The sequence below is a fragment of the Flavobacterium sp. genome (genome assembly GCF_044369455.1).
Lineage (GTDB): Bacteria > Bacteroidota > Bacteroidia > Flavobacteriales > Flavobacteriaceae > Flavobacterium.
This window is the reverse complement of sequence record NZ_JBIPLW010000003.1, coordinates 208617-234769: the sequence shown is the minus strand read 5'-3', so window position 1 is coordinate 234769 and position 26153 is coordinate 208617. Positions and strand designations below refer to the sequence as shown.

Genomic DNA, 26153 nt, shown 5'->3' with positions numbered 1-26153 from the left:
TTCGACAAGCTCAGGATGACAAAAATAAAAAGATATAGCGAATAGCAGGATTGGCTTCAAAAAAAGATTATGCACATCGAAAAAAATATATTAGATAAAGTAAACGAATGGCTTACGCCTACATTTGACGCAGCAACACAAGACGAAATCATCGAAATGATGACTACTTCTCCAAAAAATTTGGAGGAGAGTTTTTATAAGAATTTGGAATTCGGAACTGGTGGAATGCGCGGAATTATGGGTGTGGGCACCAATCGTATTAATAAATATACTCTTGGTAAAAACACGCAAGGATTATCAGATTACTTAAAAAAATCATTTCCAAGCGAAGAATTGAAAGTAGTAATTGCTTATGATTGTCGTCATAATAGCGACTCCTTGGCAAAAGTAGTCGCCGATGTTTTTTCAGCCAACGGAATTTATGTGTATTTATTTTCGGAAATGCGACCTACTCCAGAATTATCTTTTGCCTTAAAACACCTTAATTGTCATGCCGGAATCGTTTTAACTGCTTCGCACAATCCGCCGGAATACAATGGTTATAAAGTGTATTGGCAGGATGGCGGACAATTAGTACCACCTCAAGACGAAGAAATTATTCAAGTGATTGAAGACTTAAAATATAGTGAAATTAAATTTGAAGCAAACGAAAGTTTAATAGAATATATTGACGTAGCTATTGATAAAGCGTTTATAAATTCTACTATTGAAAATGCAAGTTTTAACACTTCGGCAGAAGCCCAACAAAATTTAAAAATCGTCTATACTTCTTTGCATGGAACGTCTATAAAATTGGTTCCAGCAGTTTTGTCAAAAGCGGGTTATACCGATGTAAATATTGTGCCAGAACAAGCTGAACCTAATGGTGATTTCCCAACTGTTAAGTCTCCAAATCCCGAAGAGCCTGAAGCTTTGTCCATGGCCGTAGCTTTGGCAGATAAAATAAAAGCAGATATCGTTTTTGGAACAGATCCTGATAGCGACCGACTGGGTGTAGCCGTTAGAAATAATGAAGGAAAATTGCAATTATTGAATGGAAACCAAACCATGGTTGTAATGACGCATTTTCTTTTGGAACAATGGAAAAAAGCAGGTAAGATTAATGGCAAACAGTTCGTAGGTTCGACTATCGTTTCTACACCAATGATGCTCGAATTGGCTTCTGCATATAACGTAGAATGTAAAGTTGGTTTAACTGGATTTAAATGGATTGCGAAATTTATCAAAGACTTTCCTGAATTACAATTTATTGGCGGTGGCGAAGAAAGTTTTGGCTTTATGGTTGGTGACGCTGTGCGCGATAAGGATGCCGTTGGCGCGATTTTGCTAATGTGTGAAATTGCAGCACAGGCAAAAGAAAAAGGAAGTTCTGTTTATAAAGAATTGGAACAAATGTATGTTGACTTTGGTTTTTACAAAGAACATCTAATTTCGATTACCAAAAAAGGAATTGAAGGCGCAAACGAAATCAAGCAAATGATGGTAGATATGCGCGAAAAACCGGTATCTGAAATCAACAGTCAACGTGTGGTTATGGTCGAAGATTATCAAAATTCAACGGCACGAAATCTTTTGAGTGATGAGTTTGAAACTTTAATTATACCAAAATCGGACGTTTTAATTTATTATTTAGAAGATGGCTCTAAAATTTGTGCGCGTCCTAGTGGAACCGAACCCAAAATAAAATTTTATTTTAGTGTGAATACTGCCATAGAAAGCTTAGATGAAATAAAGACCGCAGATGCATTTTTAGACACTAAAATCAAAAATATAATTTCACAAATGCAGTTAAACTAATGGATAGTAATCTCAAAAAAATACTTCCTTTTGCCTTAAAATACAAGAAGAATGTAATTTTGAATATCGTTTTTAATATATTTTATGCCTTTTTTTCGACATTGGGAATGGTTTCTATTATTCCAACTTTAAAAGTTCTTTTTAAAGAGACGGAACAAGTAACTGTTATGCCAGTATATAAAGGCATTGGTTTTTTGGGCAAATATGGCGAAGATTTATTGAATTATTATATTACGAAGTTATCAACCGAAAGAGGAGAAGAATATGCGCTTTTACTTGTAGTATCCATTGTCATTGTAATTTTTTTACTGAAAAATATTTTCAATTATCTCGCTTCTTTTCATGTAACTCGATTAAGAACCGGCGTTTTAAAAGACTTACGCGAAAAATTATATCGAAAAATTATTCATTTACCTGTCTCTTATTATTCTGATACCCGAAAAGGTGATGTGATGTCGAGAATGCTTGGTGATATTAACGAAGTTCAAAACTCTTTTTTTCAGGTATTAGAATTAGTAGTTCGTGAACCTTTAACCATTATTTTTTCAATTGTTGCCATGTTGGCAATAAGCTCTAAACTGACACTATTCGTATTTATTTTTATCCCAATTTCGGGATTAATCATTTCAAGGATTGGTAAAAACTTAAAATCTAAATCCAAAAAAGCCCAACAAGAAACAGGTTATTTCATTTCTATTTTAGACGAAACCTTGGGTGGAATGAAAGTGGTAAAAAGCTACAATGCTGAGAATCTCTTTATATCAAAATTCAACACATCGGTTAAAAAGTTACAACAGTTGTCCAATAGTATCGGTAACAAAAGCAACTTGGCCTCGCCGATGAGTGAATTTCTGGGAATTCTAACCATAGCCGTACTTTTATATTATGGAGGATATATGGTTTTAGTTGATAAATCGTTGGCAAGTACTGCATTTATTGGTTATATTGCTTTGGCATACACAATATTAACTCCTGCTAAAAACATTTCAAAAGCTTCCTATCAGGTAAAAACTGGTTTGGCTGCAGCCGAACGAGTATTCACTTTGATGGAAGAAGAAAATACCATAACATCGAAACCAAATGCTATTCATAAAGACAATTTTGAAACCGGAATTTCTTTGGAAAACATCAACTTCAGATATCAAGAAGAAAATGTATTGAAAGACTTTTCACTTAAAGTTCCCAAAGGGAAAACAGTCGCATTGGTTGGACAATCGGGAAGTGGAAAAAGTACTATTGCTAATTTACTTACTCGTTTTTATGATGTCAGCAAAGGAAAAATTACCATTGACAACATTGACATAAAAGATATGGATTTGCAATCGCTTCGCGGTTTGATGGGATTGGTTACTCAGGATTCTATTTTGTTTAATGATACCATTAAAGCAAATATTTCTCTAGGAAAACTTGATGCCACTGAGAATGAAATTATCGAAGCCTTAAAAATTGCAAATGCCTACGAATTTGTAAAAGAGTTACCCGAAGGTATTCATACCAATATAGGCGACAGTGGAAATAAACTTTCGGGCGGACAGAAACAACGCTTGTCTATTGCACGTGCGGTTTTGAAAAATCCACCTATAATGATTTTGGACGAAGCCACTTCAGCTTTGGATACCGAAAGCGAAAGATTGGTTCAAATAGCATTAGAAAACATGATGCAAAACAGGACTTCCATTGTGATCGCGCACCGACTTTCCACGATTCAAAAAGCCGATGTAATTGTGGTGATGCAAAAGGGAAAAATTGTGGAACAAGGAAATCACGAAGAGCTTTTAGCCCAAAACGGAACCTATTCCAAATTGGTTTCGATGCAGTCTTTTGATTAGTTAGATTGGTCTATAACTATTAACTTTCCAGTCTTTATCTACTAAATTTACGAAGTAATATTGAAGTTGATCATCAGCATCAAATGCCCCATTTTTATTAGTGTCTTCAATAGTTCTGAAATACAAAATATTATTTGTTTCTATTATTTTCCAATCAATTACTTCTTGAAAATCAGTTGAAAGTTTGGTGAATTTTTTACCAGAAATAGTACTAATATACAAGGACTTTATATCATTACCATCAAGTTTATCATCTTTGTTCGTATCCATATCGGCTAATGAATAGACGATTAATTGTAATTTACTTTTATCCGCAACTGTTTTTAAATAGGTTGCCGTTTCAATCATCACTTGCTTATCTGTCAAAGTATAAATACTATCGGTTCCTATTTCCTGAAACTTCAGGTTTTTCAAATAACCTGTAATTTCATATTCACCATAATTCGAAACCGCAAAACTCTGCTCTGAATCAGAATAGGATTTAAATCCTTTGCTTTTTCCCGAAATTACTCCAATAGGATGTATTAGAAAGTTAGTTCCTTCCATAGTGATTGGCAAGTCGGCCACTTCTATTTGAGAAGTATCAACTAGAGCTACTCGTTTTGATTTCGTGGCATCCTCATAAATAACTTTGGGTTTATCTATTGCTTCTTTTTTGCAACTAACCAAAGTAAAACCAACTATAATTGAAATATATAAAGCGTATTTTTTCATTTTCATAAAATTAAACACTAAAATTAGTGAATTCTTTCTATAATCTTGCCGTCAGTTTAATATTGAAAACGCGCGTTGTCATGTAGTTTGGAATTCCGTACTGGTTTTTCGTATACACATCGCGTACCCATGTATTTGTGATGGCATTTTGATTATTAAACAAATTGAAGATTTCAAATCCTGCAGATAAATCTTTGAATTTCTTTAACCAATGTCCTTCTGGTCTTTCGTTATTTCTTTCGGTCAAGACATAAGAGAATCCAACATCAGCGCGACGATAATCTCGTAAACGACTTTGATATACATAAGGATCTGCATACGATGGTGAACCGCCAGGTAATCCTGTGTTATAAACCAAGTTCATATACAATTTCATATTCGGAATATTTGGCATATAATCTTGGAAAAGAATTCCAAATTTCAATCGCTGATCGGTTGGACGAGCAATAAAACCTCTATTATCAAGATTTTCTTCTGTTTTCATATATCCAAAACTCAACCAGGATTCGGTTCCCGGAACGAACTCTCCGTTCAAGCGCATATCCAATCCATAAGCATAGGCTTCGGCATCATTATTGGCTCGGTATCGAATCCTAACATTTTCTAAAGTATAACTATTTACATCAGTCATTGTTTTATAATACGCTTCAGTTACCAACTTGAAGGGTCGATTATTCAACTTAAAATTATAATCATTACTGAATACAAAATGAATTGATTGTTGGGCTTTTACATTTGGATTTACCGCTCCATTTAAATCTCTTAACTCGCGATAAAATGGCGGCTGATGGTAATATCCAAGAGACAAACGGAAAATCATATCTTTTTCCCAATCGGGTTTGAAAGCCAATTGCGCTCTGGGGCTAAAAACCGTTTGCTGTTTTGCATTTGAAATTCTATCGCCTGAAACAATCCAAGAATGAAAACGAGAACCAGCCGTAATCCAAAGTTGATTTTCGCCAATTTTAGTTTTGGTACTCCATTGTGCATAGCCCGAAAGACGGTTAATATCAATAAAATTTGTGGCTCTAACATTTTGATACGGAACCAAAGGTCCAACATAAGGATTATAGGGTTGCTCATTTGGGAAATCAAAAGCCGGTGGATTAATTGAAAAACCAGCGGAATCAATCACTTCCCATTCTACAATTCGGTCACGAATATTTTCACGAGTGTATTTAAAACCCCAATCTATTTGTTGTTTTTTGTTATTGATTTGATGCACTCCTTTAATTTCTGCATTGACAATCAAAGCATCTAAATCATTACGAGCGTGATTTAATTGCGTACCAATACCTCGATTAAAAGTTACTTGTCCCAATGTTTCTGAGCCGATATTCGTATCCACTTCACCTAAAAAATAAGCCGCAAAAATATCAAAGTACTCTTGCTCTTGTGTATGATAAACAGATGTGATTAACTTAAAAGTATTGTTTTCATTGGCAACAAAATTGGTTTTAAATGCTCCAAAAAGGGTTTGATACCTATCATTTTCCTGACCTTCATAAAAAACTTGTAATGCAATGGGTTCGTCAATAGTTCCAAAATTTGTTTGACGGGTTAAAGGTTGATAATTATATATGTTTTGAGAGGCATTACCCAAGAAACTAAAATGCCATTTTTCATTTGGACTGAAATTTACATTAGTTTGAACATCTACAAATGTTGGTCTAAAATTAGTTTGGGTTTCCTGACTATTAACTAAAAGTGAGTTATCACGATAACGAACTCCCGTAATTGCTGACCATTTTTTATTTTTAGAAGCGCCTTCTGCAGTTACACTGCCACCAAGGAAACTTGCTTCTGCTGCAAGTCCGAATTTAGTTGGTTTTCTATACGTAATATCTAAAACAGAAGATAATTTATCACCGTACTTTGCTTGAAATCCACCAGCCGAGAAGTCCACATTTTGAACCATATCAGTATTGGTGAAACTCAATCCTTCTTGCTGGCCTGAACGAATTAAAAACGGACGATAGACTTCAATTTCATTTACATAAACTAAATTTTCGTCATAATTTCCGCCACGAACTGCATATTGCGTACTCAATTCACTATTCGAATTTACTCCAGCAAACGTTTTTAAGACACTTTCTATTCCGGCATTTGCACTTGGGTTTTTACGTATTGTTTCTGGCTCAATTGAAGTAATTCCTTGAACTCTTCTTCTACTACTGGTTATAATAACATCACTTAATTGCTCTGCTTTGTCACTCATTACTACATGAAATTCAAAATTTTCATCAGGTTTTAATTGCAGTGTTGCCGTGATGCTTTTTAAAGCCGTATGGGTAAAAACGATAACAATTTTTTGATTGGCAGGAACCGTTAATTCATAAAATCCGTTTGAATTGGTTGTAGCTGATTTAGTTTTGTAGCTAATATTTACACCTTCAACAGGTTTGTTATTTTCATCGAGCACAATTCCAGCAACTTTAGCAGTTTGATTTTGTGCAAAAGAAAATATACTTATAATAAAAAATAGGAGCGTGAAAAGGAATCTAATTGTTTTCAAATTATAGAATTAAGGTTTTTGACTTCTAAAAAATTGTGTTTCAAAGATAGTAGAATTTCCAACATTATCAGTAACCACAACTTTTAAATCATTTTTTCCTTCGGCCACGATACCATCAGAAAAACGATGAATCAATTTTTTTGTTTTAGGTTCATATTCTAATAAAATCCATTTTCCATTCAGATATCCATCGTAACTTTTAATGCCAGATAATTGATCCGAAATTGTAAATCTAAGTTCATTGATATCACTAATCCATTTACCACCAATACTTTTATCACTTTTAACTTTAGGTGGTGTTCCATCTTTAAACAGCTTATATTCGCCCAAATATTTGGTATAGATGGTAAACGAATTTTTGTAGCGTTTAGTATTGTAGTAGTTTATTTTCTTTCCATCAATCAAACCGATAAACATAATTTCTCTATCTTTTTGAGCCGTCAAACTATCTTCAAAAGTAATAGAAAAATTGGTATGTGCGGGAACGCTATCTTCATGAAGTTTTAGAATTCCTTTCTCAACTTCGAAATTCATATAAAAATCATCATAGAATGTATTTGCTGGAAAATTTACAGTTACATTTTCAAATGAAAAAATATTTTCTTTTTTAGATTTCACAACATATTTTGAAGTTTTTGGTATTTCAGAAACTTTTGCTGCCAAATCAGAATAATGAATTGGAATAAATATTTTTGTGATGTTCTCACCAAAGTCGGCAATTTCTATACGATAGGATTGTGTTATGTTGTTTGAAACAGTAATCACCCCATTATCAACTCCGGGCTTGATAATACTTAACGAATATGGATTTTTCATAAACAATTTCTGAACCCGTTGTCCCAATTTTTTATAGCGTTCATAATCAATTAAAGCATTCACAAATCGGGTTTCATCAAAATCAAAAGTGTCAAATTGATACCCAAAATCGGCTTTGCCATTCAAAAAAGTTTGAACTCTAAATTCGCCGTTAGCATTCCACGACACATCATCAAAATCTGTTGCTGTAATTCCGAAGCCAATCTTACCTTTTGCAGCAACCTTCTCTGCTAAATAACTTCCATCTTCTTGTAATGATAAATTCACTGAAATAGGTCTTTTAGATTGATTTACAGTAGCATCTTCATCTAACGGATAAACCCATAAACTTGTAATGTTTGGTCTTTTAGAATCAGAAATAAGAGAATCAAAACCAAAATACAATGGATTAATGATTTTCTCAGATTGTGTGTTACGTATTTCAAAATGCAAATGTGGCCCTTCAGAACCACCGGTATTACCAGAAATTGCAATAACATCTCCTTTTTTAACGAATAAATCATTTGGATTTAATGTGATATCAATTTCATAGGATTTGGCTTTATATTGTTCTTTTTTGATATACTTTTCAATATACCCAAAACCCGATTGTAAATGACCATAAACAGAGGTATAACCGTTAGGATGTGAAACGTAAATTGCTTTTCCGTAACCATATTCCGAAATTTTAATTCGAGACACATTGCCATCCGCGACAGCGTAAACAGGAAAACCTTCTTTTTTTTGAGTTTTAAAATCAAATCCAGAATGAAAATGATTGGGTCGTAATTCACCAAAATTTCCAGAAAGTAATAACGGAATGTCTAATGGGGAACGAAAAAAATCTTTTGGATATTGATTTTGTCCAAAACTAAAAAGAGAAAAGAGAAAAAAAAAGCAAAAATTCTTCATACCGCTTATTTTCGCTAAGGTAATGAAAAGTGCGTAAAAATTTACAATTAACTAACTTTTTGTAACTCCTTAAAAAACAAAATATTATAATTATAGTTTGTAATTGGAATAAATAATTGTCAAAACTATTGTACAACCGAAATAGAATTCTAACTTTGTGAAGTAAGTAATGAATAAAAATTCATGAGTGAAATTGCAGAAATAATTGATTCCCTCGAAAATAGAATTGGCAAACTTTTTACTAAAATTAAGGGTTTAGAACAAGATTCTGAAACGGTAAAAACGGAATTAGTTAATGCTGCTGGTATAATAAAAAACCAAGCTGATACGATTGAACAATTAAAATCAGAATGTGAATCACTCCGAATGGCCAATTCATTATTAGGCGGTGAAGAAAATAAACGAGATACAAAGCTTAAAATAAATTCATTAATCCGAGAGATAGATCACTGTATAGCGCAGTTATCAGACTAAAAACATGGATGAAAAGCTTAAAATAAAAATATCAATTGCAGACAGAGTGTATCCGTTAACGGTAGACATGTCTCAAGAAGAAGGGCTGCGGAGTGCTTCCAAAAAAATTGATGCAATGATTAAGCAATTCGAAGAAAACTATGCGGTTCGTGACAAACAAGATGTATTGGCTATGTGTGCTTTACAGTTTGCATCACAAGTAGAACAAAAGCAGGTCGACAAATCCATTGAGAGTAAAGATTTGGATAGATTAAAAAAAATTAATGATGTATTATTTGATTATCTCGAAAAAAAATAACGTTCTTAACATAGGATTACAATACCGCCTACATTAGATTTTTATTGGTAAACTCAACACTAACAAATTAAAATGAGTAAATCGTCGTTACTAAAGCATGCTCCGCCACGGCGGAGAAACTTGACCAACGAGTTAGCTCAAAACTTGTCCTTTCGAGTTTATGCATTCACCTAATGTAGGCTTTTTTTATATATAAATACAAACAAAAAATGGAAACTATACTAATTATAATTGCGCTTATTGCTGGAATTGCTGGAGGTTTTGGAATTGCAAAATTCCTTGAAAAAAGCAACATTTCCAACATGGTAAAAAATGCAAAAAAAGACGCGGCATCTATATTAAAAGATGCCAACCTGGAAGCTGAGAATATTAAGAAAGACAAGTTATTACAAGCCAAAGAAAAATTTTTAGAGCTTAAATCGGAACATGAACAAGAGATTTTAGGTAAGGATAAACGAATAGCTGAAGTTGAAAAAAGAACACGTGATAAAGAATCACAAGTTTCGAGTGAATTGGCTAAAGCTAAAAAAATAAATGATGACTTTGAAGCTAAAACTATTGAATACACTACCAAAATTGAAACATTAGACAAGAAGCAACAAGAACTTGAAAAACTGCACAAAAGCCAAGTAGATCAATTGGAAGTTATTTCAGGACTTTCCGCCGAAGATGCTCGAGAACAATTGGTAGAAAGTTTAAAAGCGGAAGCCAAAACCAAAGCGATGGCATATATTCAGGATACCATTGAGGAATCAAAATTAACCGCTCAACAAGAAGCTAAGAAAGTAATCATCAACACCATTCAACGTGTTGGAACAGAAGAAGCAGTAGAAAATTGCGTTTCTGTTTTTAATATTGAATCGGATGATGTTAAAGGAAGAATCATCGGACGTGAAGGAAGAAATATTCGTGCACTTGAAGCGGCAACCGGAGTTGAAATTATTGTAGATGATACTCCTGAAGCGATTATCCTTTCTTGTTTTGATCCAGTGAGAAGAGAAATCGCTCGTTTATCATTACATAAATTAGTAACTGATGGTAGAATTCACCCTGCTCGAATTGAAGAAGTTGTTGCTAAAACCACTAAACAAATTGATGATGAAATCGTTGAAGTTGGTAAACGTACCGTAATCGATTTAGGAATTCATGGTTTACATCCTGAGTTAATTAAAGTTGTTGGTAGAATGAAATACCGTTCTTCTTACGGACAAAACTTGTTGCAACACTCTAGAGAAGTTTCTAAACTTTGTGGTATCATGGCTGCCGAATTAGGCTTAAATGTTAAGTTGGCAAAACGTGCTGGTTTACTGCACGATATCGGAAAAGTGCCGGATGCCGAAAGTGATTTGCCTCACGCATTATTGGGAATGCAATGGGCTGAGAAATTTGGTGAAAAAGAAGAAGTTTGCAATGCCATTGGAGCGCATCATGATGAGATTGAAATGAAATATTTAATTTCTCCAATTATACAGGTTTGCGATGCTATTTCGGGAGCAAGACCAGGAGCAAGACGTCAGGTTTTAGATTCATACATTCAAAGATTAAAAGACTTGGAAAACATCGCATTTGGATTTAACGGAGTTAAAAATGCTTATGCCATTCAAGCGGGGCGTGAACTGCGTGTAATCGTTGAAAGCGAAAAAGTAAGCGACGAAAATGCTGCAAGTCTTTCTTTTGAAATTTCACAAAAGATTCAAACCGAAATGACGTACCCAGGTCAAGTAAAAATTACGGTAATTAGAGAAACTCGCGCGGTAAATATTGCGAAATAAAGAATATAAAGGAAAAAAATGCGGTATCGTTTGTATAACGATATCGCATTTTTTTATTAATAAAAAATTGATTTTAAACCATCAACTGTAATTGGTTTTAGAAAGTAATCTTTGATTTCATCTTTAAAATCTTTAGCTCTATTCCTATCCACAATATTATCAGAAGAGCTTATGATATAAATAGCAATTTCTTTTTGAAGACGATTTTTTAGTATTTTAAATTCCTCTAAAAATTCCCAACCATCAAGAATGGGCATGTTAATATCCAATAAAATTAAATCAGGTGGAGCTTCCTCTTTTTGAAGATTAATTTTAATTCCTTCTAAAGCTTGAAGTCCATTTTCGAAAAATCTTGGTTCAACATTAATGTTGTTACTGGCCAACAATTTCTTAATGATAAAATGAAATACTTTATCATCATCTATAACAAAAACGTTATTGAATTTCATTTAAAACAGCGTTTGGGGTTATTGTTTTATCTTGACTAAAACAAAAATATAAAAAAAAACAAGAAACTATACTTTTCTAGGATGAAATTTATTAATGATTTGTGTTAAATGTTTTCTGTCTAAATGCACGTAGATTTCAGTAGTTGTAATGGACTCATGGCCAAGCATCATTTGTATAGAGCGCAAATCAGCACCGTTTTCTAAAAGATGTGTGGCAAAGGAATGACGTAAAGTATGAGGACTGATATTTTTTTGCAAATTAATCTTAATCGCCAAAGATTTGATTATAGTAAAAATCATGGCCCGTGTGAGCTGTTTACCTCTTCTGTTTAGAAACAAAGTATCTTCGGCACCTTTGATAATTGTCATATGATTTCTGATCGTGTTTTTGTATAGCTCAATATACTTTTGTGTCGATTTTGCTATGGGAACAAATCGCTGTTTATTTCCTTTTCCTGTAATTTTTATAAAACCTTCTTCAAAAAACAAATCGGAAATCTTTAAGGTGGTAATTTCTGAAACCCGAAGACCGCAACCATAAAGCGTTTCAAGAATGGCTCTATTACGTTCTCCTTCTGGTGTTGATAAATCAATGGCGGCTATTAGATTATCCACATCTTCTAACGATAACGTATCAGGAAGTTTTCGGCCTACTCGTGGTGCTTCAATCAATTCCATTGGACTATCTTTTCGATAATCTTCAAAAATGAGATAGGAAAAAAAACTCTTTAATCCCGAAATAATTCGCGCTTGCGAACGCGCGTTTACTTCTTTGGAAACAGCATAAATAAACTGTTGAATCGTTTCTTCGGATATTTTTTCGGGGGAAACCGAAATGTCATTTTCAAGTAAGAACGCACACAAACGTTCTAAATCAAACGTATAATTAGCGACGGTGTTTTTTGACAAACCCCGTTCAATTTTGAGATAGGATTGAAAACTCTTGATGTAATTGTTCCAGTTCATAGAGCAAAGAAACGAAAAGTGAAGGTATAAAAAAACCTCCAAAAAAGAGGTTTATTACTATTGTTGGATTTCTATTTTAATTATATTTTAAAAACGCCTCCAACATTAAAAGAATTGTAAGCGTTTTTATAACTTACTTCAGAGTTTTTTTCTACATCCGTTAATCCTGATACTCCTTGGTAATCAATTAAAATACTAAACTTTTCAGAAACTTCTATTTTGTATCCAATTCCAACATTAAAACCAAATTGGGTATAAGTTGCAAGACTTTTAACATCTTCACCACCAGACTTCGCTGACATCAAAAATCCGATACTTGGACCAAAATTCAAATTCCATTTTCTGGTACTTCCAAAATGCCAATTTGCATTGAGAGGCACTGTCAAATAACTTAACTCATCTGTTATTCCAGAATATTTAGAACCCATTGGTTGTAGATGCAGTCCAGAGCGCAAACTCCAACGGTTATTAAAAAAATAATCAGCACCAACTCCAAAAGTCACTCCTGATCGAGGAGTGTTATTGGTGTTAATATTAGCCGCAGTATAATTAGAGCTAGCATACCCTATTTGTGGCGCTAATTCAATGGCTCCTTTCTCTCTTAGTTAGGCATTTGCAATAGTGGCCGTCAATACGACAGCAATAGTTAAAATAATTTTTTTCATGTTTTGTTTTTATTAATTTGACTGCAAATGTATTTTAAATAAATTTCAAAACAAATCTTACAATCTAGTTTTTTTCAATAAAAAAACCGCGCTAGTGGCGCGGTTTTTATAAATATTTTTTCAAATATTAGAAATATAAAGCAAATCCAATTAATCCTTGGAAACCGCTAACAGCTTTTGCTTCATCCATAGTAGCGTTGTATCTCAATTTAGGTGTTACAGCAACATTTGATCCTAAAAACCAAGCGTAACCTCCTTCGATTCCAATCCAACTAGCGTTTGTCCCTTCAGAACTGAAACCAGTATAATCAACTCCTACTGGAATTTTGCCCATAATGTAATATTGAGCTCCAATTTTGTAAGTAGTACTTGTAGTACTATCTCCCCCGTCTGGTTTTGAACCACCAAAACCTACTCCTGCTTTAATAGCTAAATTCTCCATTATAAAATAACCACCATCTAAACCGATGTTGTAAGAAGTACTTCCATCAAAAGAAGAATAAGAAAAAGCAGTGCTACCAGTTGCTAGAGAACCAGTGTTTGCTTCAATTACCCATTTACCTTCAGAAGTTTGAGCACCACTTTTCTCTTTTTTGTCTTGTGCATTAGCAAACGATAAAGCGAATACTGCTGCTACTGTTAAAATAATTTTTTTCATGTTTGTTTAATTTTAAAATTAATATCACAAATTTATCTGTATTATACTTCATGAGACCTAAAATACGTTTGCAGTTATTAACAAAATCATTAACAATTTTTCTGATAGTATTATTAACAATGTGTTTTGCTTTTTGATACATTTTTACAGTTTCATTTGATTGTGTAAAAAAACCGCCTCAGTTTTGAGACGGCTTCCTATATTCAATCAAACAATTAAATTACCATTTGTATAATAATCCAAATCTAGCCACAGCGAATGGGTTATTTATCGTACCAACTTGTACATTTAATCCATTATTAGATTCTCCACCATTATCAACAGTATCATAACTTACTAGGTTAGCCAATGTAAATGTTATAGCCCAATTTTTTGTAAGGAAATAATTCATACCTAAATCAATTCCTCCATTCAAATTATCACTCTTTCCTATTTCATTACCATTACTATCTTTTTCTTTAGTTCCGCTAAATCCTAAACTAGCTTGTCCATAAGCTTGGAAGCTTTTGTCTTCTCCTAAAGACAAGAAAAAATAACGCGCGAATACACCTGCACCAAATGTATTTGTTTTATTTTCACTGTAGAATTTTTCTTGAGTTGCATCTATTCTAACCCCTAAAGCTATCTTTTCATTAATCATATAACCCACTTTAGGACTAAATGTGTAACTCGTTTCTACATCATTTGGGCCTTGAGAAGTATTACCAGATCTAACTCCGAAAGAGCCTTCTAAAAACATATCTCCTTTAGAGAAGCCCTTTACGTTTTTCGCATCATCTTGTGCATTAGCAAATCCAAATGCAAATACTGCTGCTACTGTTAAAATAATTTTTTTCATTTTTTTTAATTTTAAAATTAGTATGCATCAAAATTATATGTAATCCTTGTGAAAGGTCATTGTTGGTTATTGTAGTTGTTAACAATGTTATCAACATTTTTTTGGTAATAATATACTAACTATCAATCAATTACAATAGATAGCAAATCAAAAAAACAAGTTTACAACTAAAATAAAATACTCTTATTGTAGTAAAATTGACATCATTTAGTTAAATTAATTATTTAAAAAAGTGCCTAAACACGCGTTGAAATACTAAAGATTCTATATTTTTACTCCAAACACTTTCAAAAAATGAAAATCATAATCATAAATGGTCCAAACCTAAACCTATTAGGTAAACGTGAGCCCGAAATTTATTGCAACATTACTTTTGAAGATTACTTTTTAGAACTAAGACAAAAATTCACATCTGTCGACTTAGAGTATTATCAAAGTAATATAGAAGGCGAGCTTATTGATAAGTTGCAAGAAGTGGGTTTTACTTATGATGGAATTATTTTGAATGCCGCCGGGTATACCCATACATCCGTTGGCATTGGAGATGCGGTAAAAGCCATTACAACTCCAGTAATCGAAGTGCACATATCCAACACCTTTGCCAGAGAAGAATTTAGACATCATTCTTATCTATCGCCAAATGTTAAAGGAATTATAATTGGTTTTGGTATGAAAAGCTATGAATTAGCTTTACAGTCTTTTCTATAATTTTATTACTATTTATATGCTACTTAGAAATTCTATTTCATTTATCGTTTTCATTTTCTCTTTTGCTTCTTTTGCTCAAATCAAAGGAACTGTAAACGATGTAAACGGAAAACCATTACCGTTCGTTACTATTTTTGAAGAAAACACCTATAACGGAACCACAACCAATGAACAAGGCAAGTTTGTATTGAATGTTAAGATTCCTGGCGATCATATCATTCTTTTTCAGTATTTGGGATATAAAACCAATAAACAAATTGTGACTATTCAGCAGAATAACAATAGTCCAATTGATATTGAAGTAATCATGCTTGAAGAAAATATCACGCTCAAAGAAGTCGTAATTAATCCGAAAGACAATCCAGCCAATGAAATTATAAGAAACGCTATTAAGAACAAAAAAGCAAATTCTGAAAAGTCTTCAAAGTATACAGCCGATTTTTATTCTAGAGGAATTTTTAGAGTTAAAAATTTGCCCAAGAAAATCTTAGGACAAAAACTAGACTTTTTTGATGAAATTATTGATTCGAGTCGGAGTGGAATTTTATATTTATCAGAAACCGTTTCAAAAGTTACGTTTCAAAAACCAGATAAACTAAAAGAAGTGATTGTGGCTTCTAAAGTAAGCGGAAATGACAACGGCTTTAGCTTTAATAATGCTTCGTCAGCCAATTTTGATTTTTACGATAATTATTTAGAATTTAACACCAATGTAATTTCACCTATTGCTGACAATGCTTTCAATTATTATAAGTTCAAATTTGAAGGTTCCTTTTTTACCGAAAACCGTCAACAAATCAATAAAATAAAAATCATTCCACGTCGTGAGACCGAACCCGTGATGAATGGTTATATCTATATTGTGGATGATACTTACGCTATTTATGCTGTGGATGTCACTTTTACTGGAAAGCAAATTCAAAATCCCGCGTTGAATACTCTAAATTTAAAACAAAATTTCAGTTATAATAGTACCACCAGAGTTTGGACAAAAAATACACAAACATTAGACTTTGACGCCGGAATGTTGGGTATCAATATCTCAGGTGGATTTACCTATGTGTTTACCAACTTCGAGTTTCCAGAAAAATTCGAGAAAAAAACATTTACCGCCGAAGTCATTCGTTTTGAAGAAAACGCCAATAAAAAAGAGGATTCTTTTTGGAATATTATCAGGCCAGTTCCTTTAACCGAAGAAGAAGTTACTGATTATATCAAAAAAGACGCCCTTCAGGAAAAGAAAAAATCAAAGGTTTATTTAGATTCTATTGATAAAAAGAAAAATAAATTTGGTTTCATGGATATTTTGAATGGCTATACGTATTCTAATTCCTTTAAAAAATGGTCTATAAGCTATGAATCGCCTCTAATGAATACTTCATTCAACACGGTTCAAGGTTGGAATTCAAAAATTGGAGTGTCTTATTTTAAACGAAATGAAGATAAAAATACCTATTATCAGTTTGGCTCATCGTTAGCTTATGGTTTTTCAGATGAAAGAGCAAGAACAACTGCTTATTTTTCATCAAAATTGAGCAACAAATCGAAATCGTATCTTTCTGTTTTTGGAGGAAATTCTGTTAATCAATTTAATGGTGAAGAACCCATTTCAAAATTGGTAAATATGGTAAGCACCTTATTTTTTAAAGACAATTACATGAAATTGTATGAGAAGAATTTTATATCCACTAATTTTTCCAGAGAAATATTCAATGGCTTAAACATGAGTTTGGGTTTGGAATACGCAGAACGAAAACCGCTTTTCAATACAACCGATTATACTTTCATTAAATCGGATGACTTATATACCTCTAATAATCCTTTATTGCCATTTGATTTTACAACTTCGGCTATAGAAAAACACAATTTAGTTAAACTGAATCTTGGTGCTCGAATAAAATTTGGACAACAATTCATCACACGACCAGATGGTAAGTATACCATTGGAAATGACAAATATCCTTCATTATCGTTAAGCTATGAAAAAGGATTTGCAGGCAGTGAAAACCAATATAACTTTGACAAGATTGCGGCTAGAATAACCCATACGCTTACTTTAGGCAACAAAGGAGAAATGCAAATTAATTCCAGAGCAGGAAAATTTTTTAATGCCGACGGGATATCATTTGTAGATTACAAACATTTTAACGGTAATGAAACGCATGTTGTATTAGGGAATTCGTATACAAATTCGTTTAACTTATTGCCATATTATGCTGCAAGTACAAACGATAGTTATTTCGAAACGCACATTGAACATAATGACAAAGGATTTTTTATGAATAAAATTCCGTTATTAAATAAACTACAGTCTAAGTTAATGTTAGGATTTAAAAACCTTGCAGTTCCTGACAGAAAACCCTATCAAGAGTTTTCAGTGGGCTTAAGTAATTTAGGCTTTGGAAAAGTAAGAATCCTTAGAATTGATTATGTTCGTTCATATCAAGGCGGTTATCTTGGCGATGGCGTGATGTTTGGGATAAATTTTTAGAATAATAAGTTCTTGATTTTATCGTTTACTTTAATGTAAATCTACAATTCATGAAAAAAATTGTTTATGTTTTTATCATATTCATCGTTGTAGCGTTTTTTATCATTTTATCGACTGCTATAGACACTTCAAAGGAAAATTCCATTAAAGTTTATGGAACTGTAAAGTCAATAACTGAAGGCGGTGTTAAAGATGTGGTATTTGAATTAGAAAACAATAAAACGCTCTACTACATCAATCGGGGTTTTGAAAACAGATTTGAAATTTTTAAAGCGAAAAAAGATTTTGAAGGAAAAAAAATCACATTGTTTTATGCTAAATCATGGACACCTTTGGCCCCTTTTGGAACTTGCAGTAAACATATTACACATGTTTCGATAAACGATAGTGTTGTGTATTCCGAATGGGAATAATTACTTAAAAAACACATCATATCCAAAACGAATCAACGTTCCGATAACCACAATTAAAAAGAAAATACGGATAAATTCATTACCTTTTTTGATGGCTAATTTTGCACCAACCCAACCGCCAAATGCATTGCATATCGCCATTGGAATAGCAATTGCCCAAATTATTTTTCCTTTTAAAATAAATAAACAAATAGAACCAAAGTTGGTTGCTAGGTTTACCATCTTGGCATTTGCAGAAGCATGAAGAAAGTCAAAACCCAAAACGCTTACAAAAGCCAACACCAAAAAACTCCCCGTTCCTGGACCAATAAATCCATCATAAAAACCAATAACAACACTGATGATGATAGCATAAAATAGCTGTCTTTTAACCGAATGTTCTTTAGCTTGATGTATGCCAAAATCTTTTTTGACAAAAGTGTAAATAGCGATAAATATCAAAACCATAAAAAGTAAGGGTTTCATAAAATCGTTGTGAACCAAGGTCAACAAATTAGACCCAAAAAAAGCAGCAATGAAAGCTATTATTGCCATGATGGAAAGCAATTTCCAGTTCATTTGAACTTTTTTAACATACTGATAAGCCGCAAAACTGGTACCACTAAAAGCTGGTATTTTCAACGAACCTATAACATTGGCAACCGCCAAATTAGGCAACAATATCATAGCTACCGGAGTTTGAATTAATCCACCACCGCCGACAATTGCGTCTACAAATCCGGCAATGAATGCAGCAAGGCAAAGAAGTATGAGGACGTAGTTTTCCATAAATAGTAAAAAATACTAAAACTAAAAACCATTAAGATATTAAGTTTCATTAAGTCGTTCTTAATTCTCTTAATACCTTAATGGTTTAAAATAAATTTTTTTCGGTTTATAATCTAACGATATTAGCTCCAAGCGCACGAAGTCTCTCGTCTATACGTTCGTAACCTCTATCAATTTGTTCAATGTTTTGAATGGTTGAAGTTCCTTTGGCAGAAAGTGCGGCTATCAATAATGAAATTCCAGCTCGAATATCTGGTGAACTCATGGTAGTAGCTTTTAATTGTGATTGGAAATTGTGACCCATAACTACGGCTCTGTGTGGATCACACAGCATGATTTTAGCTCCCATATCAATCAATTTATCTACAAAGAACAAACGGCTTTCAAACATTTTTTGGTGAATTAATACATCACCATTAGCTTGCGTTGCCACCACCAAAACAATACTCAATAAATCGGGAGTAAACCCTGGCCAAGGTGCATCGGCAATGGTTAAGATAGAACCGTCAATATCGGTTTTTACAGTATATCCTTTAGTATGCGCTGGGATATAAATATCATCTCCTTTTTTCTCAAGTGTAATCCCTAATTTTCTAAAAACACTTGGAATAACGCCAAGGTTTTCCCAAGAAACATTTTTAATGGTGATTTCGCTTCTAGTCATCGCCGCAAGGCCAATCCAAGAACCAATTTCTATCATATCGGGTAAAATTCTGTGTTCGCAACCTCCTAATTTTTCAACACCTTCAATCGTTAATAAATTGGAACTAACTCCCGTAATTTTTGCCCCCATCGAGTTCAACATTTTACACAATTGTTGCAAATAAGGTTCGCATGCCGCATTATAAACAGTCGTAATTCCCTCTGCTAAAACAGCTGCCATAACAATGTTAGCGGTTCCGGTTACAGAAGCTTCGTCAAGTAGCATGCTGGTCCCTTTTAATCTTCCTTTAGTTTCTACGCCATAGAAATGGTCTTCCCGTTCGTATCTGAACTTGGCTCCAAGATTAATAAATCCTTCAAAGTGTGTATCCAAACGTCGACGACCAATCTTATCGCCACCCGGTTTTGGAATATATCCTTTTCCGAAACGAGCCAAAAGTGGTCCAACTATCATGATCGAACCTCGTAAACTTCCACCTTCTTTTTTGAACGCTTCTGTTTCAAGATACCCAACATTCACTTCATCTGCCTGAAATGTAATGGAACCTGGACCATTTTTTTGGATTTTTACTCCAAGGTTTCCCAATAGCGTGATCAATTTATTGACATCGATAATATCTGGAATATTATTTATTGTTACTTTTTCTGGAGTTACAAGCACCGCACATAATATTTGTAATGCTTCATTCTTTGCTCCTTGTGGTGTTACATCTCCTTTAAGTTGGATGCCGCCTTCTATTTTAAAAGTTCCCATTTTTAAGAATTATGAATTATGAATTATGAGTTAAATCAATGTAAATAAATAACTCATTACTAACATCTACTTTGGACTAGTATTATTTTTTTTTATGAAAGGTTTTTTACCGTTTTTGATGATTTTCGCTTTGCTATTTAAGGGCATGTTTTTATTGGACATTTTTTTGTTGGTGCGCATCAAATCGTTTGTAGTTAATAACTCTTCTGTACTGTGCAACAAATTTAATTTTCCTCCTGACAATTCAAAAAGATGCTCAAAAATAACGGTATCGGTTACGGTATCCTTATTCCAACTCAAATAGGATTTTTTCATGTGGTTGGCAATTACTTTTACCAAAGCACTTTTCATTTCGCCTTCATCCCAACTATTGGCCACATCAATCATATATTTGATGTTGTTACCATAAAAACGGTATTTTGGGTTTTTTTGGGGATAGGCTAATCGTTCTGGTTTAAGATATATTACATCTCGAGTCGGAATAGGATAAGGAGAATCGACATCCAATTTAAAATCGGACATGATAAAAATCTGATCCCATAATTTATGTTGAAAATCAAGCACATCACGTAAATGTGGATTTAAACTTCCCATTACTTGAATGATGTATTTCGCCGCTTTATTACGTGTTTCCTTATCTTCTATAATCGTGGCCTGATCAATCAGTTTTTGTAAATGGCGACCATATTCTGGAATGATTAAATGTGGCCGTTCTGCGTTATATTCTAGGTTGAATACAACATCGTTTGCATTTTCTTTTATGTATTTTTCAATCATTATAATGAAATTATTCCTTCAATTGTGGACACCGCAATATATTTTTCAATCACACTTTCTGGGCTTTCCAGCATTACGTTTATTGAAATACTAGTGTACTTTGCATTTTTGGATTGTGTAGTTTGAATTACGGCGCCAATGTTATCAAAAGCATTTTCTATTTCTTCTATTTTCTTGGCGTCGGTTGGCACTATAAATTTGTATAAATATTCACTTGGCCATGTTGAAGTGTTATTTAACTCTTCGCGCAATCTTTCGTAAAATTCTTCCGTCTTCTTATCCATTCCTTATTAAATAAAAGCAAATATACAGTATTGATTTTAGATTTTAGCAACCGCTTTAATTTCATCAATTATTCTGAAAGCCAAAGCATCTGCTAATTCCTGTGTTTGTGCTTCAGTATAAATTCTGATTATTGGTTCTGTATTCGATTTTCTAAGGTGAACCCAATTCTCGGCAAAGTCAATTTTTACTCCGTCAATCGTATTGATTTCTTCAGAAGCATACTTCTCTGTCATTGCAACCAAAATAGCATCCACATCAATTTGTGGTGTTAGTTCAATTTTGTTTTTGCTCATATAATACTGAGGATAGGAAGCTCTTAAATCGGCTACCGTCATATCAAGACTAGCCAAATGTGTTAAAAACAGCGCCACACCAACTAAGCTATCCCTTCCATAATGCGATTCTGGGTAAATGATTCCACCGTTACCTTCGCCTCCAATTATAGCATTGGTTTTCTTCATCAGCTCCACTACATTTACTTCACCCACCGCACTTGCTTGATAATTTCCGTTGTGTTTGTTTGTAATGTCTCTCAAAGCTCGAGAGGAACTCATGTTCGAAACCGTATTTCCTGCTGTTTTACTCAGTACATAATCGGCACAGGCCACCAAAGTGTATTCTTCTCCAAACATTTCTCCATCATTAGAAATGAATGCTAAACGATCCACGTCAGGATCTACTACTATTCCGAAATCGGCTTTTTCTTTAACTACCAATTTGCAAATATCACCCAAATGCTCTTTTAAAGGTTCTGGATTATGCGGAAAATGTCCGTTGGGTTCGCAATACAATTTCACACACTCCACGCCCATTTGTTCTAATAATTTTGGAATGATTATACCACCTGAAGAATTTACACCATCAACCACTACCTTAAATTTTCTTTTGGCAACCGCTTCGGCATCAACCAAAGGCAAATTCAAAACTTCATCAATATGAATATCCATATAAGCGTCATTCACCGTGATTTCTCCCAAAGAATCCACATCCGAAAAGTCAAACGCTTCTGATTCGGCAATTTCTAAAATCAATTCGCCTGCTGCACCGCTTAAGAACTCTCCTTTCGAATTCAGTAATTTCAGGGCATTCCATTGTTTCGGATTGTGTGATGCCGTTAAAATGATTCCGCCATCAGCTTGTTCCAAAGGCACTGCAATTTCAACTGTTGGCGTAGTTGACAACCCCAAATCGATAACATCAATTCCTAATCCGAGTAACGTATTCATGACTAAATTATGAATCATCGGTCCCGAAATACGGGCATCTCGACCAATAACTACTTTTAGTTTCGAGTTGCGAGTTGCAGGTTGCGCGTTTTTCAAAAAAGTTCCGTAAGCAGCAGCGAATTTTACAGCATCAATTGGTGTTAAATTATCACCAACTTTTCCTCCAATAGTGCCACGAATGCCTGATATCGATTTGATTAAAGTCATTTTTATTATTTTGAATTTTGAATAATAATTTTTATTTGTTTACAAATATAAAGAATGGGTTTTTTCAATTCTAATTTAAAATTCAAAATTTATAGTTTAAAATTCCTAAATTAGGCACATGAACTTCTTAGCCCATATTTATCTTTCTGGTGATAACGATTTGTTGAAAATCGGAAACTTTATGGCGGACAGTATTCACGGACATGATTATAATCATTACCAAACCGAAATTAGAAAAGGAATTTTGCTGCATCGTTCTATTGACAGTTTTACCGATATGCATCCTATTTATCGACAAAGCAAGCATCGATTACATGAAAAATACGGACACTATTCTGGTGTAATAATGGATATTTTTTACGATCACTTTTTAGCTAAAAATTGGAATCATTATTCGAAAATAAAACTCGAACACTATACACAAACATTCTATAAATTACTTCAGGATAATTATGATTTATTAACCGATAAAGCAAAAGGAATGTTACCTAATATGTTGGGTAGAAACTGGCTAGTAAGTTATGCCTCTATTGAAGGGTTACAAATGATTATGTTTCAAATGGACCACAGAACTAAAAACCGTGTTGCTATGCACGAATCTACAGTGGAGCTTCTGTACTATTACAATGAATTTGAAGACGAATTTACTTTGTTTTTTGAAGAATTACGCCAACACTGCTCCGATAAATTAATAGAACTGAATGGATGAAAAATACTAGTCGTCAGTTCAAGGTATTTAAGAACAAAAAAGTATTGAGAGCACTTAGTTTAAAAAAGCTTCTCGATACATTCCATCTCGTTTTAAAAAACGAGATCGGAACACTCGAGGTGACGGTTCTACTATTATTCTGCTCTTTCATTTCATTTGGTCAACAAAAAGGATTGATTGCTAGCAAAGCAATGGTCGTCTCAGCACGTGAAGAAGCTTCTAAAATTGGTCTAGAAATTATCAAAAAAGGTGGGAATGCTTTTGATGCAATGATAGCGACCCAACTTGCACTAGCGGTAGCTTATCCCTATGCTGGAAACATTTCTGGCGGTGGATTTATGGTGTACAGAAAAGCAAATGGCGAAATCGGCACCTTAGACTTTCGAGAAAAAGCACCACAAAAAGCCACTAAAAACATGTATCAAGACAAAGATGGAAATGTGATTCCGAATTTGAGTACCAACGGCGCATTATCGGTCGGAACTCCGGGAAGCATTGCAGCGATTTTTGAAGTACATAAAAAATTTGGAAAAACACCAATAAAAAATTTGTTCCAACCTGCAATAGATTTAGCACAAAAAGGAATTGTGGTAACCGAAAAAGAGAAAATAAAGTTAGATGAATATCATGATGTTATATTAAAAATTAGCGGTGATAAAACCTTATATAATAAGACATTTAAAGTTGGAGATACTATAAAGTATTTAGCGTTAGCTAATACATTGAAAAAAATTCAAAAAAACGGCAAAAAAGAATTTTATAAAAGAACTACAGCTAAAAAGTTGATAGCATTTCTAGAAAAAAAGGGGGGAATTATTTCTATGAAAGATTTAGCTGATTATAAAGTCGTTTGGCGCAAACCCATTACTTTTAAATATAAAGAACTGAATATTATTTTGATGGCGCCACCATCAAGCGGAGGCATTACTGTGGCACAAATCATGAAGATGATTGAACCTTATGACATCTCTAAATTCGGCCATAATTCAACTGAATACATTCAACTTTTAACAGAAGCAGAACGAAGAGCATATGCCGATAGAAACTACTTTTTAGGCGATCCTGATTTTGTAAAAATTCCACAAAAGCAATTACTGAACGAAAGTTATTTACTAGACCGAATGAAGAATTTTTCTTATGACAAAGCAACACCTTCTTCCGAAGTGAGTCATGAAACTATAGAAACATACGAAAGTGATGAAACTACCCACTTCTCTATTGTTGATACCGAAGGCAATGCCGTTTCGTTAACCACGACGCTTAACGGCGCTTATGGTTCCAAATTGTATTGCGACGAACTCGGTTTCTTTTTGAACAATCAAATGGATGATTTTTCAGCCAAACCCGGAGTTCCTAATTCTTATGGCTTAGTTGGTGCCGAAGCCAATAGTATTGCTCCTCAAAAAAGAATGTTAAGTTCGATGACACCAACTATAGTTGAGAAAAACGGCAAACTGTTTATGCTGTTAGGTTCTCCAGGTGGTTCTACGATTATTACTTCGGTACTGCAAACTATCTTAAATGTATACGAATTTAACATGTCTATGCAATACGCTGTGAATGCCCCCAGATTTCATCATCAGTGGCTGCCCGATGACATTATAATTGAGCCGAATAAATTTGACAAAAATATACTTGAGAATCTCACTCTGAAGGGTTATAAAATAAATGAAAAGTTTGCTCCAGTTCTAGGAAAAGTAGATGCTATATTGGTTGAGCCAAATGGCAAACTTGAAGGCGGAGCTGATTTTCGTGGCGATGATAAAGCGGTAGGATTTTAAAAAAAACATGGACTTTATATCTGAATTGACATCTAAATTATCCGAACTAAAGAACATTGAAAATGCAAAATCAATGCAAGCCTACATGAAAGATAATTTTGTTTTTTTGGGTATCAAAACAAAAGAAAGAAGAGTCATTTTGCAAAACCTATGGAAAAAACATCAACAAGAAATTAAAATCAATTTTAGAGCGATAGCTTGGGAATTATTTAATAAAAAGGAACGTGAATTTCATTATTGTGGTGTAGAAATAATGATTAAAGAAGCCAAAAAAAAGTATACCATTGAAGATATTGAGCTTATAGAAAAATTTATCATTACTCATTCTTGGTGGGATAGTGTTGATTTTATTGCGAAATACATTTTGGGAAATTATTTGCGTCAATTTCCAAATGAAACGTATGTTGTTATTGAACGATTTTCAAACGCAAATAATATGTGGCTCAATAGAAGTACTATCATTTTTCAGTTAGATTATAAAGCTACAACCAATTTTGAGTTACTTATTTCGGAGTGCGAAAAACATAAAGAATCGAATGAATTTTTTATTCAGAAAGCCATTGGTTGGGCATTGCGAGAATATGGCACTTTTAATCCAAAAGGTGTCATTCATTATGTTGAAAACACGAATCTAAAATCATTAAGTAAAAAAGAAGCATTGCGTAAATTAATCTAAAACTAATTACTAC

The 26153-nt window shown here is 33.5% G+C and carries 24 protein-coding genes; 11 read left to right on the top strand and 13 right to left on the bottom strand.

All coding sequences use genetic code 11. The features are described 5' to 3' along the window. Positions 1-69 precede the first annotated feature (69 nt). Positions 70-1797 carry a phospho-sugar mutase gene (locus ACIQ2L_RS04880; RefSeq protein ID WP_396156979.1) on the top strand — a complete coding sequence of 576 codons (1728 nt, stop codon included), beginning with the start codon at positions 70-72 and terminating at the stop codon, positions 1795-1797. Beyond that, a complete protein-coding gene (locus ACIQ2L_RS04875) occupies positions 1797-3626 on the top strand; it encodes an ABC transporter ATP-binding protein (RefSeq protein WP_396156977.1) in 1830 nt (609 codons plus the stop codon). Before ACIQ2L_RS04880 ends, ACIQ2L_RS04875 begins: the two co-directional genes overlap by 1 nt. On the opposite strand, the gene ACIQ2L_RS04870 is transcribed toward ACIQ2L_RS04875, so the two are convergent. Genes ACIQ2L_RS04870 through ACIQ2L_RS04860 form a run of 3 tightly spaced genes read right to left on the bottom strand, consistent with a single transcriptional unit; the run spans position 3627 to position 8562 of the window. Further along, complete coding sequence (locus ACIQ2L_RS04870; RefSeq protein ID WP_396156975.1) at positions 3627-4340, bottom strand: hypothetical protein; 714 nt, start codon at positions 4338-4340, stop codon at positions 3627-3629. Positions 4341-4377: 37 nt separating this feature from the next. Next, on the bottom strand, positions 4378-6855 hold the full coding sequence (locus tag ACIQ2L_RS04865) for a carboxypeptidase-like regulatory domain-containing protein (protein ID WP_396156973.1): 2478 nt from the start codon (positions 6853-6855) through the stop codon (positions 4378-4380). A 9-nt stretch (positions 6856-6864) separates the two neighbouring features. Next, complete coding sequence (locus ACIQ2L_RS04860; protein ID WP_396156971.1) at positions 6865-8562, bottom strand: M23 family metallopeptidase; 1698 nt, start codon at positions 8560-8562, stop codon at positions 6865-6867. Positions 8563-8745: 183 nt separating this feature from the next. On the opposite strand from ACIQ2L_RS04860, the gene ACIQ2L_RS04855 reads away from it, so the two are divergent. The 3 genes from ACIQ2L_RS04855 to rny all read left to right on the top strand — a co-directional run bounded on the left by ACIQ2L_RS04855 (position 8746) and on the right by rny (position 11106). Next, positions 8746-9036 (top strand): hypothetical protein, encoded by a 291-nt coding sequence (locus tag ACIQ2L_RS04855; RefSeq protein WP_396156969.1) that lies wholly within the window; start codon positions 8746-8748, stop codon positions 9034-9036. Between the two features lie 4 nt (positions 9037-9040). After that, complete coding sequence (locus ACIQ2L_RS04850) at positions 9041-9334, top strand: cell division protein ZapA (protein WP_396156967.1); 294 nt, start codon at positions 9041-9043, stop codon at positions 9332-9334. 209 nt (positions 9335-9543) lie between these two features. Beyond that, positions 9544-11106, top strand: coding sequence for a ribonuclease Y (rny, locus tag ACIQ2L_RS04845; protein ID WP_396156965.1), 1563 nt, complete (start codon positions 9544-9546; stop codon positions 11104-11106). 56 nt (positions 11107-11162) lie between these two features. Here the strand turns inward: rny and ACIQ2L_RS04840 are convergent, their stop codons facing one another. From ACIQ2L_RS04840 to ACIQ2L_RS04820, 5 genes are all read right to left on the bottom strand, one after another. Then, positions 11163-11555, bottom strand: a complete 393-nt coding sequence (locus tag ACIQ2L_RS04840; RefSeq protein ID WP_396156963.1) for a response regulator — start codon at positions 11553-11555, stop codon at positions 11163-11165. 66 nt (positions 11556-11621) lie between these two features. Beyond that, on the bottom strand, positions 11622-12521 hold the full coding sequence (gene xerD / locus ACIQ2L_RS04835; protein WP_396156961.1) for a site-specific tyrosine recombinase XerD: 900 nt from the start codon (positions 12519-12521) through the stop codon (positions 11622-11624). Positions 12522-12601: 80 nt separating this feature from the next. Further along, a complete protein-coding gene (locus tag ACIQ2L_RS04830) occupies positions 12602-13108 on the bottom strand; it encodes an outer membrane beta-barrel protein (RefSeq protein WP_396157012.1) in 507 nt (168 codons plus the stop codon). Positions 13109-13313: 205 nt separating this feature from the next. After that, positions 13314-13844: a hypothetical protein gene (locus tag ACIQ2L_RS04825; RefSeq protein ID WP_396156959.1), complete on the bottom strand. Its 531-nt coding sequence runs from the start codon at positions 13842-13844 to the stop codon at positions 13314-13316. A gap of 220 nt (positions 13845-14064) precedes the next feature. Then, the gene (locus ACIQ2L_RS04820) at positions 14065-14682 is read right to left on the bottom strand and encodes an outer membrane beta-barrel protein (protein ID WP_396156957.1); all 618 of its coding nucleotides are present in this window, start codon (positions 14680-14682) and stop codon (positions 14065-14067) included. 294 nt (positions 14683-14976) lie between these two features. Here ACIQ2L_RS04820 and aroQ point away from each other — a divergent pair, with 294 nt between their 5' ends. Genes aroQ through ACIQ2L_RS04805 form a run of 3 tightly spaced genes read left to right on the top strand, consistent with a single transcriptional unit; the run spans position 14977 to position 18294 of the window. Then, positions 14977-15390 (top strand): type II 3-dehydroquinate dehydratase, encoded by a 414-nt coding sequence (aroQ, locus tag ACIQ2L_RS04815; protein ID WP_396156955.1) that lies wholly within the window; start codon positions 14977-14979, stop codon positions 15388-15390. A 16-nt stretch (positions 15391-15406) separates the two neighbouring features. Then, the gene (locus tag ACIQ2L_RS04810; protein WP_396156953.1) at positions 15407-17881 is read left to right on the top strand and encodes a DUF5686 and carboxypeptidase regulatory-like domain-containing protein; all 2475 of its coding nucleotides are present in this window, start codon (positions 15407-15409) and stop codon (positions 17879-17881) included. 50 nt (positions 17882-17931) lie between these two features. Next, complete coding sequence (locus ACIQ2L_RS04805) at positions 17932-18294, top strand: hypothetical protein (RefSeq protein ID WP_396156951.1); 363 nt, start codon at positions 17932-17934, stop codon at positions 18292-18294. Here the strand turns inward: ACIQ2L_RS04805 and ACIQ2L_RS04800 are convergent, their stop codons facing one another. The 5 genes from ACIQ2L_RS04800 to glmM form a co-directional block, all read right to left on the bottom strand. Further along, positions 18295-19062, bottom strand: coding sequence for a sulfite exporter TauE/SafE family protein (locus ACIQ2L_RS04800; protein WP_396156949.1), 768 nt, complete (start codon positions 19060-19062; stop codon positions 18295-18297). 106 nt (positions 19063-19168) lie between these two features. Continuing rightward, on the bottom strand, positions 19169-20479 hold the full coding sequence (gene murA, locus ACIQ2L_RS04795; RefSeq protein WP_396156947.1) for a UDP-N-acetylglucosamine 1-carboxyvinyltransferase: 1311 nt from the start codon (positions 20477-20479) through the stop codon (positions 19169-19171). Positions 20480-20545: 66 nt separating this feature from the next. Next, positions 20546-21256, bottom strand: coding sequence for a DUF4290 domain-containing protein (locus ACIQ2L_RS04790; RefSeq protein WP_396156945.1), 711 nt, complete (start codon positions 21254-21256; stop codon positions 20546-20548). Next, positions 21256-21540 (bottom strand): DUF493 family protein, encoded by a 285-nt coding sequence (locus ACIQ2L_RS04785; protein WP_396156943.1) that lies wholly within the window; start codon positions 21538-21540, stop codon positions 21256-21258. Before ACIQ2L_RS04785 ends, ACIQ2L_RS04790 begins: the two co-directional genes overlap by 1 nt. Positions 21541-21576: 36 nt before the next feature. After that, a complete protein-coding gene (glmM, locus tag ACIQ2L_RS04780; protein WP_396156941.1) occupies positions 21577-22974 on the bottom strand; it encodes a phosphoglucosamine mutase in 1398 nt (465 codons plus the stop codon). A gap of 118 nt (positions 22975-23092) precedes the next feature. Here glmM and ACIQ2L_RS04775 point away from each other — a divergent pair, with 118 nt between their 5' ends. From ACIQ2L_RS04775 to ACIQ2L_RS04765, 3 genes are read left to right on the top strand one after another with little or no spacing between them, the layout of a single operon-like run. Beyond that, positions 23093-23683: an ACP phosphodiesterase gene (locus ACIQ2L_RS04775; RefSeq protein ID WP_396156939.1), complete on the top strand. Its 591-nt coding sequence runs from the start codon at positions 23093-23095 to the stop codon at positions 23681-23683. Beyond that, on the top strand, positions 23680-25464 hold the full coding sequence (gene ggt, locus ACIQ2L_RS04770) for a gamma-glutamyltransferase (protein ID WP_396156937.1): 1785 nt from the start codon (positions 23680-23682) through the stop codon (positions 25462-25464). The genes ACIQ2L_RS04775 and ggt overlap by 4 nt, the downstream gene beginning before the upstream one ends. A gap of 7 nt (positions 25465-25471) precedes the next feature. After that, on the top strand, positions 25472-26140 hold the full coding sequence (locus ACIQ2L_RS04765; RefSeq protein WP_396156936.1) for a DNA alkylation repair protein: 669 nt from the start codon (positions 25472-25474) through the stop codon (positions 26138-26140). The last annotated feature ends 13 nt before the right edge of the window (positions 26141-26153 follow it).

Excerpts from the sequence above, each read along its gene's own strand:
- ACIQ2L_RS04880 (WP_396156979.1), top strand. The coding sequence starts at position 70 with ATGCACATCGAAAAAAATATATTAGATAAAGTAAACGAATGGCTTACG.
- ACIQ2L_RS04875 (WP_396156977.1), top strand. The coding sequence starts at position 1,797 with ATGGATAGTAATCTCAAAAAAATACTTCCTTTTGCCTTAAAATACAAG.
- ACIQ2L_RS04870 (WP_396156975.1), bottom strand. The coding sequence starts at position 4,340 with ATGAAAAAATACGCTTTATATATTTCAATTATAGTTGGTTTTACTTTG.
- ACIQ2L_RS04860 (WP_396156971.1), bottom strand. The coding sequence starts at position 8,562 with ATGAAGAATTTTTGCTTTTTTTTTCTCTTTTCTCTTTTTAGTTTTGGA.
- ACIQ2L_RS04855 (WP_396156969.1), top strand. The coding sequence starts at position 8,746 with ATGAGTGAAATTGCAGAAATAATTGATTCCCTCGAAAATAGAATTGGC.
- ACIQ2L_RS04850 (WP_396156967.1), top strand. The coding sequence starts at position 9,041 with ATGGATGAAAAGCTTAAAATAAAAATATCAATTGCAGACAGAGTGTAT.
- rny (WP_396156965.1), top strand. The coding sequence starts at position 9,544 with ATGGAAACTATACTAATTATAATTGCGCTTATTGCTGGAATTGCTGGA.
- ACIQ2L_RS04840 (WP_396156963.1), bottom strand. The coding sequence starts at position 11,555 with ATGAAATTCAATAACGTTTTTGTTATAGATGATGATAAAGTATTTCAT.
- xerD (WP_396156961.1), bottom strand. The coding sequence starts at position 12,521 with ATGAACTGGAACAATTACATCAAGAGTTTTCAATCCTATCTCAAAATT.
- ACIQ2L_RS04825 (WP_396156959.1), bottom strand. The coding sequence starts at position 13,844 with ATGAAAAAAATTATTTTAACAGTAGCAGCAGTATTCGCTTTATCGTTT.
- ACIQ2L_RS04820 (WP_396156957.1), bottom strand. The coding sequence starts at position 14,682 with ATGAAAAAAATTATTTTAACAGTAGCAGCAGTATTTGCATTTGGATTT.
- aroQ (WP_396156955.1), top strand. The coding sequence starts at position 14,977 with ATGAAAATCATAATCATAAATGGTCCAAACCTAAACCTATTAGGTAAA.
- ACIQ2L_RS04810 (WP_396156953.1), top strand. The coding sequence starts at position 15,407 with ATGCTACTTAGAAATTCTATTTCATTTATCGTTTTCATTTTCTCTTTT.
- ACIQ2L_RS04805 (WP_396156951.1), top strand. The coding sequence starts at position 17,932 with ATGAAAAAAATTGTTTATGTTTTTATCATATTCATCGTTGTAGCGTTT.
- ACIQ2L_RS04800 (WP_396156949.1), bottom strand. The coding sequence starts at position 19,062 with ATGGAAAACTACGTCCTCATACTTCTTTGCCTTGCTGCATTCATTGCC.
- murA (WP_396156947.1), bottom strand. The coding sequence starts at position 20,479 with ATGGGAACTTTTAAAATAGAAGGCGGCATCCAACTTAAAGGAGATGTA.
- ACIQ2L_RS04790 (WP_396156945.1), bottom strand. The coding sequence starts at position 21,256 with ATGATTGAAAAATACATAAAAGAAAATGCAAACGATGTTGTATTCAAC.
- ACIQ2L_RS04785 (WP_396156943.1), bottom strand. The coding sequence starts at position 21,540 with ATGGATAAGAAGACGGAAGAATTTTACGAAAGATTGCGCGAAGAGTTA.
- glmM (WP_396156941.1), bottom strand. The coding sequence starts at position 22,974 with ATGACTTTAATCAAATCGATATCAGGCATTCGTGGCACTATTGGAGGA.
- ACIQ2L_RS04775 (WP_396156939.1), top strand. The coding sequence starts at position 23,093 with ATGAACTTCTTAGCCCATATTTATCTTTCTGGTGATAACGATTTGTTG.
- ggt (WP_396156937.1), top strand. The coding sequence starts at position 23,680 with ATGAAAAATACTAGTCGTCAGTTCAAGGTATTTAAGAACAAAAAAGTA.
- ACIQ2L_RS04765 (WP_396156936.1), top strand. The coding sequence starts at position 25,472 with ATGGACTTTATATCTGAATTGACATCTAAATTATCCGAACTAAAGAAC.